Origin of the sequence: Pleomorphomonas sp. NRK KF1, assembly GCF_023721755.1 — a bacterium.
GTDB lineage: Bacteria > Pseudomonadota > Alphaproteobacteria > Rhizobiales > Pleomorphomonadaceae > Pleomorphomonas.
Genome location: NZ_JAMDLH010000007.1, coordinates 284,507 through 298,794, shown reverse-complemented (window position 1 = coordinate 298,794; position 14,288 = coordinate 284,507). Strand labels below are relative to the sequence as shown.

Genomic DNA, 14,288 nt, shown 5'->3' with positions numbered 1-14,288 from the left:
CTGGGAAACCGACCTGGACAGAAAATTCAACGCTGGGGCGGATAGGAAGGGACCCTAATTTTCTCGAACACGGATATGCCTGAAAGGCGCAGGCCAATACGGCCAACATCCCTCAGAATTCTGCGCAGAGCCCGCACTAGGCGAGAACCCATCCGACGATCACGTGGAGGCTGCCCCTGGCGCCGGTTGAGAATCGGTCCAATCGAACTGGTTGCGACCTGAAGCTCTTGCTTCGTGAGCAAATGGAAATCCTGCATGCAGAGAGCCGGCGTCATTTGAAGAATGGGATAGCCGGCGGATGAAAGCTGCGACGGGTGAAAGAGAAGTTTGTCAGCGGGCTCACAGCGGTCACGCGTCCATTCCACCAGAAACTGTGCGCTCTCCCTGTCGAGAATGTATCCTGCGGCACCGATATGGTCATCCTTCAAGCGTCGCAACTTATACCCGTCCTTTCGGGCATACACTCGTGCTGAGAGCTCGACCCGATTCCCCATGGTTTCAAATTTCACGACATGAGAACCTTGAGGAAACCAATCGGAAGAGGAGAGCACCTCACCGGCGTCCGGAGAGAAAACCACGTCATCCTCGACCACCATCGCCCATGGATCGGAGCCAGAAGCAATCTTCTGCCAGACGCCACGGTGGGATAGAAAGCAGGCGACTTCCGTGGGCAACAATGGCCCCCATATTCTCGAGCGCTGTTGCCAGAAATCTACGACATCGTCCGAAAGCTGCTTCCCGTCAATTGCCGGAAACCGCTCGAAGTTGAGGCCGACTCTCGCTGCTCGTTCCCGAAAGAGAGTGAGGCGCTCGACAGACCGATCTAAGTTGATGACGTAGCCCTTCATCTTTCCGAACCGCTCTCCCTTCATGCACGCACTGTCTAGCGGGAACGAGACGATAAGGAAAGCGTCGCTCGAAATCAGGCTGTATTTGCGCAACGAGAAACAGACGCGGCCTCAGCAAGTCGCTCAAAAGCGGTGGCCGCCGCCTCAACGGAGAATCGTGACAAATCGGTTACTCCGATACGCGGCTCATCTAGAACCGCCCGCATGCGACGAGCCAATGCAACAGCGTCTCCCACCGGCACCAAGTTGGCCGACAAATCCCCGATCAGTATTTCTGATGGCCCAGACGGGCAATCGGTTGACACCACCTTGGTGCCACAAGCCAGCGCCTCAACCAACACATTGCCAAAACCCTCCCAATCGGAGCACAAGACGAGCAACTCGGCTGCCGCCATCCATGCGTAGGGGTTGGACCTAAATCCAGCGACGATTATCGAGTCAGTCCGTGGAGAAGAAGAGATCAAGCTCTTAAGCCGGTCGTCCGTTTCGGTTAGAAGCACTAGTTTCTCATCCCCCTCCATCATCGAGAAGGACTCGATCAGCAAGTCTATCCTCTTCTGGGAGTTGTTTCTTCCAGCGAACAATATAAACTTATCATGAGGGATATCAGCATCCGCTCCGTTTGCCATTATCATAATTTTCTGAAGATCAAATGGGTTATAAACAATATCGATATTATTAGCCGGAACGGAAAACTCACGCGACAAGTCCTGAGCCACCCCACGAGATACCGCCACTAGATGGCGCTCGCGAAACTGCCGAACCAGCCTGGCCCGCTGCCTCGCGGCCTTCTGCGGTCGACGAAGCGCCAACCGGCCGAGAGGGACAGACAGAGTGTTATGAACATGAAAAACGGTACCGGCGACACGCGCCAAGTGGCAAATCTCGTAGGCGAACGGCAAGGACGCCACATGAAGGTCAGCGGGGTGCTCCTTGAACATCTTCCAAAGATGCCAACGCAACCGAAACGCCAGGCCGATTTTCGCAAGCAGGCCGCTGCTGAATCTCTTGCCGGGGCGGAGAAGGCTCTCCACGACGACGCCGCGCGGCACGTCATAAGCAACAACGTATTCTACCACCAGTATTTTAACCTTGTGTCCGCGCTCCGCCAAGGTCCCTGCCACAGTCAGAACAACCCGTTCAGCTCCGCCTCCAGCCAGGTTGGGAATGAAAAAAAGAAACCTCACTTCCGCCCCCCTGCGGAGTTCATATCGACGAAATCCATGCGTTCCGGCTCAAGCGAAGCATAATCGAGTAAGCTCACGGCCGTATAAATCCTCTACCCAAAAGCCAGAGTCGCCTCTTTAGCCTCCGACGAGCATTCTTGAAGTCATTGTTCGGAAGGACCACTGCGTGAACCCGGATGGGAGGAGGCGCGTCCATGCCCCCGAGGACATCGGCAAGCTTCGAGAATAGATTGGCCTCGTGCATCACGCGACGACGCGCCTCCGCTATCGCTGCAAGCCGATCTTGATTGATGGGGCATTCGAAGCCAGCAACAACTCTCTCAACGGCGTCCGGGGAATCAAGGTCGAAGCAGATCATCGAGTCCTCCGGGAAAAAGTCATTTATGTTCTTGCAACCGGAGAAGATCGGGAGCGCCCAGCCGAGATATGCATCAGCGGTCTTCTCCGTGAAGAAGCTATCTTCTGTGTTGTTCTCTATCACAAGATGATGGGTATAAGGCAGAATGGCTTCAGCTTTGTCCTCAATACGTGAGAAGCCGCGTCCAAACAGACAAAACTGGTCCCCCATCTGCTCCGCCAACGCTAACACGAACTCGACACGCCGACGGTGTCGAGGAAGCTTGCTTTTTGTTGATACGACCGCGGACAGCCGATGCTGTTTCTCGCCAACGGGCATCGCTTCCAGTTCTTCAAACGTCCAACGTGACGGCACCGGATAAGACGGATCCAAAAAGTTCAGACCAATATGCCATGGCAAGCCAACATCGGTTTGAATGAACCGCCCTTCAAAACCGGGAACGGGAAAGGGAGACAGCATGACTCCGAACTGTTTCAGGAAGCCATCGTAGTAATTCTTCAGCCCAGGTGGCTCCGTAATGACTATTACGCGCCGGGAACGAGGCAGGTCGGTTTCCACTGGATCATGGGGATTATCATAAACGACAAGCCAATCGTCGCCCACCGCCCGGCTATAGCCACGCTGGAGATCTTGTGAGGGTACCATCTGGAAGACAAAGTCCCCCCACCGCCCATTGCCGTTGGGCGTCTGACGAAGAAAGGGCGCCTTGTCGTGTTGGGTGGAAAGAGCGACTCGGGTCATGCTATTTTCATTCAGCTTGTTGTTGGTAGGTGCCCGCAAGGCGATTAACTATACAAGACCTTGTAAGTCAATAGCATGATTCGAAAGAATTGGCTGTGCGAGAGAAGTTTCCCCGCGGAGCAAAGCACGCCCTCACGAAATATTTTCTAAGAAGTCACGGACAGACGAAACGTACTCATGACCAACCGCATCAGAATGATCATAAGACGCACCACCGACATGGCAGAAGGACAAGTCGAGGCACTGAAGTGCATAGCTGACATCCAGATTATGAGAGAGAATCGTTTTTCCCGAAGAGGTTGCGAAACTCATTTTCTCTCTGGGCAGATGCCTGTATAGGCCAGCCCAGTTTCGCCCCCCTGTGTCCAGGCGCCGCATCTGATCGTGATTGAAGTCGAGATGAAATCGCTCGATAACTGCACCGTCAAAAAACATATAGCCGGCCCATAGATTCCATACCCCCTCCACTATTTTTGAAGGACGGAGGTCGCCATATGCCAACTGCTCATCAAGCCGTGCGTCTATGGATGGAGGAGCAATCGGAAAACAATCATGGTCCAGAAAGCCGAAGCGGAGCGGACGCACCACCGAGATAATGTTCCTGTATACCCAGTTTAGCGCAAGCGCGTGCGAGCGATTTGGGCTCCACTCGGGGTTCTTAGGCAAGCCCAGATACGGCGTATTATATCTTGCACAAATTGCCGAGATTTCCGCCCGCGCCGCTTTGTCATTTGAGTTATCGAAGATGGCCAACTGCCAATCCGGCAAGAAACGGCTGCAGCTTCGGATCATCAAATCCACTGCCCATGGCAGGTTGAATGAAATAACACAGAGCACTTTCCGCCGCCCCTCTCGATCAAGAGCAGCCAGGAAGCTCTGCAGTCCGCGCGCCTGAAATTTGCAGTATAGCCAACTCGTGAACGTATTTCGGGGAAGCTTCACCAATTGAAGAAGTGTTCTAGGGCCGACCTTTTGCGGCAGCCCATGCTTGCGCAGAAGACGCTTAAGTCCTCGCATAGTCACCTCTTCCCTTCGCGCCCATCGCATGGTTGGCAGCGAGTATGTGCAGGCATAATCGACGCTGCAAATCTCACTGGAGCCCCGCCTGGACAAAACATGCGTACGTTGACGCGATGCCCTCTGCGAGGGATATCTTGGGACGCCAGCCGGTCTCGATGATTTTCTCTATGCTCATCAGTTTCCTTGGAGTTCCATCCGGCTTGCTCAGGTCGTGAACAAGGTCGCCTTTGAATCCCACCTCCTTACAAATCAACTTCGTGAGATCGAGGATGGAAAGATCTTCACCCGAGCCCACGTTCACATGCTCAGAGTCCGAATAGCCCTTCATCAGGTGCACGCAAGCGTCGGCGCAGTCATCGACATGCAGGAACTCGCGAAGCGGCTTGCCAGTGCCCCAGACGGTAATTTCCTTGTCGCCACGCAGCTTCGCCTCGTGCGCCTTGCGGATCAGCGCCGGCATCACGTGGCTGGAGTTGAGGTCGTAGTTGTCGCCGGGGCCGTAGAGGTTAGTTGGCATGGCGGAGATGAAATCGGCGCCGTGCTGCTTGCGATAGGCTTGACAGAGCTTGATGCCGGCGATCTTGGCGATCGCGTACCATTCGTTTGTAGGCTCCAACTCGCCGGTAAGCAGTGCGCTCTCGACGATCGGCTGGGGCGCGAACTTCGGATAGATGCAGGATGATCCGAGGAACAACAGTTTCTCGACGCCGGCCCGGAACGACGCCTCGATGACGTTGGCCTCAATGATCAGGTTGTCGTAGAGGAAATCCGCCGGATAGGTATTGTTGGCGAGAATGCCGCCCACCTTGGCGGCGGCCACGAACACCGCGTCGGGCTTGCGCCGGTCGACCCAGCCTCGAACCGCGGCCTGATCCTTTAGGTCAAGCTCGCTGCGATCGGCCGTCAGGATCTCGCAGTGTTCCGAGGCAAGCCGGCGGACGATGGCCGAGCCGACCATGCCGCGATGACCGGCCACCCAGACCTTCTTGCCCATGAGATCGTAGGACGCCATCTCAGGCCTCCTTCATCACGGTCGCGGTCTGCATCACCTTGAGATCTTCGTTGACCATCTCGCGGCAGAGTTCGCGCACGCTCGTCTCGTGTTTCCAGCCGAGCTTGGTGTGTGCCTTGGTCGGATCACCGATTAGCAGCTCGACCTCAGTCGGGCGGAAGTAACGCGGATCGACCTCGACGATCACCTTACCCGTGAGGCTATCGATACCTTTTTCCTCAACACCATCGCCACGCCATTCCAAGTGAATGCCGACATCTTCGAAGGCCCAGGTGACGAACTGGCGAACTTCCGTGGTCGCACCGGTGGCGAGCACGTAGTCGTCCGGCTGGTCCTGCTGCAGCATCAACCACATGCCGCGCACATACTCACGAGCGTGCCCCCAGTCGCGCTTGGCGCTGAGGTTGCCGAGATAGAGCTTTTCCTGCTTGCCCAGCCGGATGGCGGCAGCGGCGCGGCTGATCTTGCGGGTAACGAACGTCTCACCGCGGAGCGGGCTCTCGTGATTGAAAAGAATACCGTTCGAAGCGTGCAGACCATAGGCCTCTCGGTAGTTCACGACGATCCAGTAGGCGTAAAGCTTGGCGGCCGCGTAAGGCGAGCGCGGGTAGAAGGGCGTTGTCTCACGCTGCGGAACTTCCTGAACGAGGCCATAAAGCTCGGAGGTTGACGCCTGATAGAAGCGCGTCTTCTGTTCCATGCCGAGGATGCGGATGGCTTCGAGAAGCCGGAGCGTGCCGATACCGTCGGCCTGGGCCGTGTATTCCGGCGTCTCGAAGGAGACCTGCACATGCGACTGAGCCGCAAGGTTGTAGATCTCGTCAGGCTGCGTTTCCTGGACAATGCGGATCAGGTTGGTCGAATCCGTCATGTCACCATAGTGGAGGTGAAAGCGGGCATTTTCGACGTGCGGATCCTGATAGATGCCCTCGATGCGCCCCGTGTTGAAGGACGACGAACGACGCTTGATGCCGTGGACGATGTAACCCTTGTCCAGCAGGAGCTGCGCAAGATAGGCACCGTCCTGGCCGGTTACACCAGTAACGAGCGCAACTTTCTTGTCCACGGGCATTCACCTAACTCCTTACCCAGGGCCTCGGGCTGTCATCACGATGACGCAAGCACCCCTTTGAACGTTCCTCGCCGACGGCGCCAACAGCGTGCCAGGTTCTCCTAGGAATCCGACAACTGAACATCGGATCGCGCGACCAGCGCGTTACGCCGGGAATGCATCAGTCACTCCAGCGCGACTTGCTTCTCCGCCCTCCCGGAACTGCAACGCCCTCAGGTGCGCGTAAAGCCCACCTTCCGCCATCAGCTCTTCATGCGTGCCCTTTTGCACCACCTCGCCCTTGTCCATGACGTAGATGATATCGGCATCGCGGACGGTGGCAAGGCGGTGGGCGATCACGAAGGTGGTGCGGCCCTTCATCAGGCGGGCGAGGGCTTCCTGGATGTCGCGTTCGGCCTGGGCGTCGAGGGCAGAGGTCGCCTCGTCGAGCAGGAGGATCGGCGCCTGACGGAGGATGGCGCGGGCGATGGCGATGCGCTGGCGCTGGCCGCCCGAGAGGTTGCCGCCGCCTTCGCCCACCAGCGCGTCGAAACCGCCAGGCATGGCCATGATGAAGTCGTAGGCGTTGGCGTCGCGCGCCGCCGCCTCGATCTCGGCGCGGCTCGCTTCCGGCCGACCGTCGGCGATGTTGGCGGCCACGGTACCGGCGAACAGGAAGGTGTCCTGCGTCACCAGCGCCACGTGCCGGCGCAGCGATTCGACGGTGAAGCGGCGGATGTCGGTGCCGTTGATCAGCACGGCGCCGGCCGTCGGGTCGTAGAAGCGCTCCACCAGCGAGAACACCGTCGACTTGCCGGCGCCCGAGGGGCCGACCAGCGCCACCACCGAGTTCTCCGGCGCCGTCAGGCTGAGGCCCTTGAGCACCGGCGCCTCGCCATAGGCGAAGTCGACGCGGTCGAGCGTCACGATGGCGCGGTCGAACGTCGCCTCCACCGCGTCGGGCGCCGACTGCAGCTCCGGCACCAGGTCCATCACCTCATACATCATGCGCACGCCCACCAGCGCCTTTTCGAGGTCGAGATTGAAGCGGGCGAGGCGCTTGGCCGGCTCGTAGGCCAAGAGCAGCGCCGTGATGAAGGAGAAGAAGGCGCCGGGGTCGGCGTTGTAGTGGACGATCTGGTAGCCGCCGAACATCACCACGAAGGCGATGGCGAAACCGCCCAGCGTCTCCATCAGCGGGCTGGAGCGGGCGCCCAGCATGGCGATGCGGTTGGAAAGCTTCTCGACGTTGGTCGTCGCCACGTTGAAGGCGGCGCGCAGCCGGTCTTCCAGGCCGAAGGACTTGACCACTCGGATGCCCTGCACGCTCTCCTGCACGATGGTGACGATCTGCGCCGAAGTCATCACCTCCTTGCGGGCCGCCGTCCGCACCTTCTTGAGCAGGTAGGTGACGCCCAAAATGGCCGGCGGGGCGATCAGCAGCGACAGAAACGACATCACCGGGTTCTGGATCACCATCACGGCGACGAGCGAGATCAGCGTGAACAGGTCGCGGCCGAGGCTCATCACGATGAGGTCGATCGCCTGCCGCGCCGCGCCCGCGTTCTGCGAGATGCGCACCATGATGTCGCCGAGCGCGTGGCTCTGGAAGAAAGCGATGTCCTGCCGGAGCACGGCGTCGTAGAGCTGCCGCTGCAACCGCGCCACCATGCTGTTGCCGATCTTGGTCAGAGTGATCGACGAGAAATAGGTGGCGAAGCCCTTGATCAGATAGATGCCGACGATGACGCCGGCAATGGTGAAGATCAGCCCCTCGTTCTTGTCGATGAAGATCTTGTTGATGATCTCCTTGATGATGTAGGCGCTGCCGGCCGTCGCCGCCGAAACGATCAGCATCATCGCCAGCGCATAGGCATAGCGACCGGCATAGGGGCGGAAGTTGGAGCGGAAAAGGCGCACCAGCGGACCAAGCTTCTGATCCGGCCCGAGGAGACTGGCGAAACGGCCCTTCAGGAAATCCAAGTGCACACTCCAGGTCTGGCCCGCCAGGGCCAAGGCATCCGCCCGCGGGGCCGGGAAACCGGCCCGTCTGCCTGGGCGGCAACACAAGTCGCCGGGACATGCTACGCCCGACGGCGCCTGTCAACCGCGCGGCGAACGCTTATACCACCACCGGCTCGTTCTTGATCTGCCTCAGCGTCAGGCTGGTGCGCACCTGGCCGACGTTGGGCGTCGCCGTCAGCTGCTCGATCACGAAGTTCTGACAGGTCTTGAGGTCGGGGGCGACGCATTTCAGGATGAAGTCGATCTCGCCCGACTGCATCCAGCTCTCGCGCACCAGCGGCCAGTTCTTCACCCGCGCCTCGAAGCCGAGAATCTCCGCCTCCGACTGCGAGGTCAGCGAGATGAAGGCGAACAGCGTCACGTCGAAGCCCAGCGTCTTCTCGTCGATCAGGGCGCGGTAGCCCTGGATGACGCCGGCTTCCTCCAGCGCCCGCACGCGGCGCAAACACGGCGGCGCCGAGATGCCGACGCGGCTCGCCAGCTCGACGTTGGTCATGCGCCCGTCGGCCTGCAACTCGCGCAGGATCTTCCAGTCGATGGCGTCGAGACGGGCCTTCATGTCGCATCCTCCGGAGGACTCGCAAGGCCCTCGCTTCGGTCCGGAACATACCGTTCCGGTCGCCGCCGCGAAAGCATCTTTCAGGCGCACGAACACATATTATAAGGACGCCGCCTGAAGGCTGGGGCCATTCGGCAGGGGACGACGCACCGCGCCTGGCCCCGCCGATGCTCCACCGCCTTGAAACCGGGGAGCCGGACACCTACCATTCCATCGATTCCGGACGCCGCCGACCGGCGCCCTGCCACCCGCCTCGCGGGGCCGGCGAACGAAACGAGACGAGCATGACGCACACCCACACCAAGGTCCTGATCATCGGTTCCGGCCCGGCCGGCTACACCGCCGCCATCTATGCCGCCCGCGCCATGCTGGAGCCGATCCTGATCGCCGGCCTGCAGCAGGGCGGCCAGCTCACCATCACCACCGACGTCGAAAACTATCCGGGCTTCGCCGAGGCCATCCAGGGGCCCTGGCTGATGGAGCAGATGCGCACCCAGGCCGAGCACATGGGCACCCGCCTCGTCTCCGACATCGTCACCACGGTCGACCTTTCCAAGCGCCCCTTCGCGCTCACCTGCGATTCCGGCGATACCTACACGGCGGATGCGCTGATCATCGCCACCGGCGCCCAGGCCCGCTGGCTCGGCCTGCCGTCGGAACAGAAGTACCAGGGCTTCGGCGTCTCCGCCTGCGCCACCTGCGACGGCTTCTTCTACCGCGGCAAGAACGTGGTGGTGGTCGGCGGCGGCAACACCGCCGTCGAGGAGGCGCTCTATCTCACCCACCACGCCGACAAGGTCACGGTGGTGCACCGCCGCGAGGCCTTCCGCGCCGAGCGGGTGATGCAGAACCGCCTGTTCGCCCACCCGAAGATCGAGGTGGTCTGGAACAGCGTCGTCGACGAGGTGCTGGGCAAGGAGGGCTTCCCGCCGTCCGTCACCGGCGTCCGCCTGAAGAACGTCGTCACGGGCGACGTGCGCGACATCGCCGCCGACGGCGTCTTCGTCGCCATCGGCCACGCACCGGCCACCTCGCTGTTCACCGGTCAGGTTCGCATGAAGTCGTCGGGCTACATCTGGACGGCGCCCGATTCGACGGCCACCTCGGTGCCCGGCGTCTTCGCGGCCGGCGACGTCACCGACGAGCATTTTCGCCAGGCGGTGACGGCAGCCGGCATGGGCTGCATGGCGGCGCTGGAGGCCGAACGCTACGTCGGCGCCCTCGAAACTGATACCAAGGTTGCGTAACCAACTGGCAGGGCGACGCATTTCAGGGCTTGCACCAGAACGCGGATGCGCCAAGGTAGAAACATGAGCCCGAAAAGTTTTCACACTTTTCGGATAAATGGGTGTCATAGGAAGAAATGACGAGCCCGTTCGAAAAGTCGCCAAACTTTTCGGACAAGCGAATGCGGTAGAACAAGGACGCGGCAAGGCCGGCCCGCTAGACCGGCCCCTGCCCGATACGAGCAAGCGATGGCCGACAGCGGCCAGCGCCATCAAGGGGGCGGCAAAGGGGGTAGCGATGGATTGGGACAAGCTCAGAATATTCCATGCCGCCGCCCATGCCGGGAGCTTCACCCACGCCGGCGACACGCTGAACATGAGCCAGTCCGCCGTCAGCCGTCAGGTCAGCGCCCTCGAACAGGATCTCGGCGTACCGCTGTTCCACCGCCATGCCCGCGGCCTCATCCTCACCGAACAGGGCGAGCTGCTCTACCGCGCCGCCCATGACGTGCTACTGAAGCTCGAGGACGTGCAGGGCCGGCTGACCGACAGCCGCGAACGCCCCTCCGGCTCGCTGCGCGTCACCACCACCGTCGGCATCGGCTCGACCTGGCTGACCTCGCGCGTCGACGAGTTCGTCGACCTCTACCCCGACGTCCAGCTGCAGCTCATCCTCAACGACGACGAGCTCGACCTCGCCATGCGGCAGGCCGACGTCGCCATCCGCCTGCGCCAGCCGACACAGCCCGACCTCATCCAGCGCAAGCTGTTCACGGTGCACTTCCACCTGTTCGCCTCGCCCGCCTACATCAAGCGTTTCGGCAGCCCGAAGACCATCGAGGATCTCGACGAGCATCGGATCATCACCTTCGGTGTCGCCGCGCCCAACTATCTCAGGGACATGAACTGGCTCGAAAGCGTCGGCCGCCCCTACGACAACCCGCGCCTGCCGGCCCTCCGCGTCAACAACCTCGTCGCCATCAAGCATTCGGTGCAGCGCGGCGTCGGCATCGCCCTTCTGCCCGACTATCTGGTCGAGGAGGACTCAGGGCTGCAGCAGCTGATCCCCGAGGTCGATCTCCTGTCCTACGACACCTATTTCGTCTACCCCGACGAACTCAGGAACTCGGCGCGTGTCCACGCCTTCCGCGACTTCCTGGTGTCCAAGGCCCAGCGCTGGTCCTACTGAGGATCGTCTGCAAGCCCGTCCCGGCTAACTCAGTCGCCGCCGCCTCGGCGCGCGCAGGGCGGACGACATTCGGTTCGGCGAACAACCCCACGTAACGTTGTGCGCCTCGTGCAATACTCGCGTTTCCCCCTAATGGAAAACACCAACAAACCGTAAAGACTTCACGAGGATGTTACGGTTTGGGCAAAATAACCGGGATATTGCATAGCAGATTTGCAGTTTGCCTCCTTGTTTTGCACCGGGCGCGGGTGCATATAGACCTCAGCTGATGTGTTGGTTCCCTCGCCATCCTCCCGGCGAAAGCGAATCTTCAGCTGTTCCCCTCTGGAAGGTGCGGTATCGTCCCTGCGATCCGCATTCCAAAACTTAATAGCCGGGCTCACGCCCGGCTTTTTTTTGCCCTCAAAAGCCCGCCTCTCCCCGCCTCTGGCATCGAGCAGCCCCGGATTACCGGCGCCTGCCAACCGCCGGGTCGAACCACGGCCTCGGGAAGTCGATCCCGCCTTTATCCAAGAGAAGGTTAGCCGCAGAAGTTGTTCTCCGAAGCTATTGATTAACCTCGAATTAGACATCTTCGGCAATCATCGTTCCATCCGCCGAACTCTATCGACCGAAGGCGCCAGCCGATGAAGAACATCTCCATTGCCCGCAAGATCCTGGCCGTCGTGCTTCTGGTCGGTCTCGTCGCGGTGGCCATCGCCATCCTCGGCTGGGCCGAGCTCAAGTCGACAACCGAGACCTACGCCGACGTCGGACGCTCGGAAGAGGCCGCCCGCGAGGCAATGGACCTGCGCGTCGACATCATCGCCATCAGCCGCATGACCTACCAGTTGGCCCTCGCTCCGGAGAAGGCGGCGGACTTCAAGGCCGAGGCCGCCAAGCGCTCGGCCGAGATGCTCGACCGCCTGCCCAAGCTCGAAGCGGTCGCCGACGCCGCCGAGAAGACGCAGCTGTCGGATATTCGTGCTTCGCTTCAGGCCTATTTCAAGGCCATCGACGCCATGGTCGAGGTGGCCGCCGCCGGCGACCCGGCCGCCATCGCGCCGGCGCTCGCCAAGGCGCTGGACGGCCAGAAGGACGTCACGGCCAAGGTGAAGGTCTACAGCACCTACTCCTCGGAGAAGATGGCCGCCGCCCGCGCCGACGCCACGGCCAAGGCCGATCGCTCGGCCATCGTCCTCATGGCCACGGCCGCCGCGGCCATCCTCGTGGGCATCGGCGTCAGCCTGCTGCTTGCCAATCGCGGCATCGCCCGGCCGATCGTCGCCATCACCGACGCCATGCACCGCATGGCCGGCGGCAACCTCGCCGTCGAGCTGCCCGCCGCCGACCGCCGCGACGAAATCGGCGCCATGATCGGCGCCGTCACCAGCTTCCGAAACGATCTTGCCGAGCGCCATCGCCTGCAACGCGAGGCCGAACGGCGGGACAGCGAACAGGCGGTTGAGCGTCGCCGCATGATGGAAGAGATCGCCGCCAACTTCGAGCGCCAGGTCGGCGAACTGGTCTCCTCGCTCTCCGTCGCCGCCACCGACATGCAGGCGACGGCCATCGCCATGTCCGGCAGCGCCGGCGAGACGAGCAACGCGGCGGGCGAACTGTCGCAGGCCGCCGGCCAGACCACCGACAACATCCAGACCGTGGCCGGCGCCACCGAGGAGCTGGCGACCAGCGCCCGCGAGATCGGCGACCGCATCCTGACGGCTTCCAGGCTTGCCGCCGAGGCGGTGGGTCAGGTCGACCGCACCGATCACGACGTCCAGACGCTGGCCAGCGGCTCCCAGACCATCGGCGACATCGTCCAGCTGATCCGGGGCATCGCCGAACAGACCAACCTTCTTGCCCTCAACGCCACCATCGAGGCGGCTCGGGCCGGCGAGTCCGGCAAGGGCTTCGCCGTCGTCGCCCAGGAAGTGAAAACGCTCGCCAGCCAGACGGCCAAGGCCACCGAGGAGATCTCCGCCCAGATCGACCAGTTGCAGGCCGCAACGCACAACGCCGTCGGCAACATCAAGGGCATCGGCGAGGCCATCAAGCGCATGCACACCGCCTCGAACGACGTGGCGGCCGCAGCCGAGGAGCAGCAGGCGGCGACGCAGGAAATCGCCCGCTCCATCTCCGAAGTGGCGAGCGGCACCAACGGCGTCGTCCAGCGCGTCGAGACCGTCTATCGCAACGCCGCCGAGACCGGCACCGGCGCCGACAAGATGCAGTCGACCGCACACATGCTGGCCGACAACGCGACGAAGCTGAAGGAGCAGTTCAAGGCCCTGCTCGACGGCATCCGCGCCGCCTGATCGGCGGAGTCTCGCCGGTCCCTCACCTCGGGCTTGATAATAGTTATTGGCCCGTGTCATGATGGACGCGTGGAGACCATCGCCATGGCGCAGAGTGTCGATCTTGGAAGTCTGGAAGGCTTCGTTGCCGAACTAGTGAAAACCGGACGCTACAATTCCAAGAGCGAAGTGCTGCGAGAGGGCGTCCGTCTGGTGCAGGAACGCGAAGCAAAGCTCGCCGCCCTTGATGCTTCGATCCGGCGTGGCCAGGCCGATTCCGCGGCCGGGAGGGTCAAGCCGGCGGACGAAGTGTTCGACCGCCTTGAGGCGAAGTATCGGTCGATGGCGGATGCCAAGGGGCAATGATCGTCGTCATTACCGGCGAGGCGGAAGCAGACCTGGAAGAAATCGGCGACTGGATCGCCGAGAACAATCCGCTTCGGGCGGTCACCTTCGTCCGAACACTGCATGAAAAGTGTTTGTCACTCGCCAACGCGCCCGAGGCCTTCCCGCTGGTGCCCCGCTATGAACTGAGCGGTGTGCGCCGCCGGCCTTATCGGGACTATCTGATCTTCTACCACGTCAACGACGATGCCGTTGAGATCCTGCATGTCCTTCACGCCGCGCGGGACTATGAAGGCATGCTGTTCCGGGAGACTGAGTAACGGAACCTCCGAAGGGGACGTTTCAGGCCGGCGACTGCCTCCACGGTGCGGTTTGACCTTGCGCAACCGGGCGCACCGCAATAGATCAAAGAGGTCGTATTTAAACCGATACGATTGACCTCCTCACCGTT

General features: G+C 61.3%; 13 protein-coding genes. 5 read left to right on the top strand and 8 right to left on the bottom strand.

Translation table 11 applies throughout. The features are described 5' to 3' along the window. Positions 1-26: 26 nt before the first annotated feature. The 8 genes from M4J39_RS18240 to M4J39_RS18205 form a co-directional block, all read right to left on the bottom strand. Positions 27-848, bottom strand: a complete 822-nt coding sequence (locus M4J39_RS18240) for a glycosyltransferase family 25 protein (protein WP_251729904.1) — start codon at positions 846-848, stop codon at positions 27-29. Positions 849-922: 74 nt separating this feature from the next. Next, positions 923-2,035, bottom strand: a complete 1,113-nt coding sequence (locus M4J39_RS18235; RefSeq protein WP_251729902.1) for a glycosyltransferase — start codon at positions 2,033-2,035, stop codon at positions 923-925. 73 nt (positions 2,036-2,108) lie between these two features. Then, positions 2,109-3,134 (bottom strand): glycosyltransferase family 10 domain-containing protein, encoded by a 1,026-nt coding sequence (locus M4J39_RS18230; protein ID WP_251729901.1) that lies wholly within the window; start codon positions 3,132-3,134, stop codon positions 2,109-2,111. Between the two features lie 132 nt (positions 3,135-3,266). Further along, positions 3,267-4,151: a hypothetical protein gene (locus M4J39_RS18225; RefSeq protein ID WP_251729899.1), complete on the bottom strand. Its 885-nt coding sequence runs from the start codon at positions 4,149-4,151 to the stop codon at positions 3,267-3,269. Positions 4,152-4,224: 73 nt separating this feature from the next. After that, positions 4,225-5,166, bottom strand: a complete 942-nt coding sequence (locus M4J39_RS18220; protein ID WP_251729898.1) for a GDP-L-fucose synthase — start codon at positions 5,164-5,166, stop codon at positions 4,225-4,227. Between the two features lies 1 nt (position 5,167). Further along, the gene (gene gmd, locus M4J39_RS18215; RefSeq protein WP_251729896.1) at positions 5,168-6,238 is read right to left on the bottom strand and encodes a GDP-mannose 4,6-dehydratase; all 1,071 of its coding nucleotides are present in this window, start codon (positions 6,236-6,238) and stop codon (positions 5,168-5,170) included. Positions 6,239-6,382: 144 nt separating this feature from the next. After that, positions 6,383-8,200 (bottom strand): ABC transporter ATP-binding protein, encoded by a 1,818-nt coding sequence (locus M4J39_RS18210; protein WP_251729895.1) that lies wholly within the window; start codon positions 8,198-8,200, stop codon positions 6,383-6,385. A 139-nt stretch (positions 8,201-8,339) separates the two neighbouring features. Next, positions 8,340-8,801: an Lrp/AsnC family transcriptional regulator gene (locus tag M4J39_RS18205; RefSeq protein WP_251729894.1), complete on the bottom strand. Its 462-nt coding sequence runs from the start codon at positions 8,799-8,801 to the stop codon at positions 8,340-8,342. 284 nt (positions 8,802-9,085) lie between these two features. On the opposite strand from M4J39_RS18205, the gene trxB reads away from it, so the two are divergent. The 5 genes from trxB to M4J39_RS18180 all read left to right on the top strand — a co-directional run bounded on the left by trxB (position 9,086) and on the right by M4J39_RS18180 (position 14,157). Continuing rightward, complete coding sequence (trxB, locus tag M4J39_RS18200) at positions 9,086-10,048, top strand: thioredoxin-disulfide reductase (RefSeq protein WP_251729892.1); 963 nt, start codon at positions 9,086-9,088, stop codon at positions 10,046-10,048. A 277-nt stretch (positions 10,049-10,325) separates the two neighbouring features. Next, positions 10,326-11,216 (top strand): LysR family transcriptional regulator, encoded by an 891-nt coding sequence (locus tag M4J39_RS18195; protein ID WP_251729890.1) that lies wholly within the window; start codon positions 10,326-10,328, stop codon positions 11,214-11,216. A gap of 626 nt (positions 11,217-11,842) precedes the next feature. Beyond that, entirely contained in the window at positions 11,843-13,513 is a 1,671-nt protein-coding gene (locus tag M4J39_RS18190; protein ID WP_251729888.1) for a methyl-accepting chemotaxis protein, read from the top strand. Positions 13,514-13,597: 84 nt separating this feature from the next. Next, positions 13,598-13,858, top strand: coding sequence for a type II toxin-antitoxin system ParD family antitoxin (locus M4J39_RS18185; RefSeq protein WP_251729887.1), 261 nt, complete (start codon positions 13,598-13,600; stop codon positions 13,856-13,858). Then, positions 13,855-14,157: a type II toxin-antitoxin system RelE/ParE family toxin gene (locus tag M4J39_RS18180; protein ID WP_251729878.1), complete on the top strand. Its 303-nt coding sequence runs from the start codon at positions 13,855-13,857 to the stop codon at positions 14,155-14,157. Before M4J39_RS18185 ends, M4J39_RS18180 begins: the two co-directional genes overlap by 4 nt. Positions 14,158-14,288: the final 131 nt, after the last annotated feature.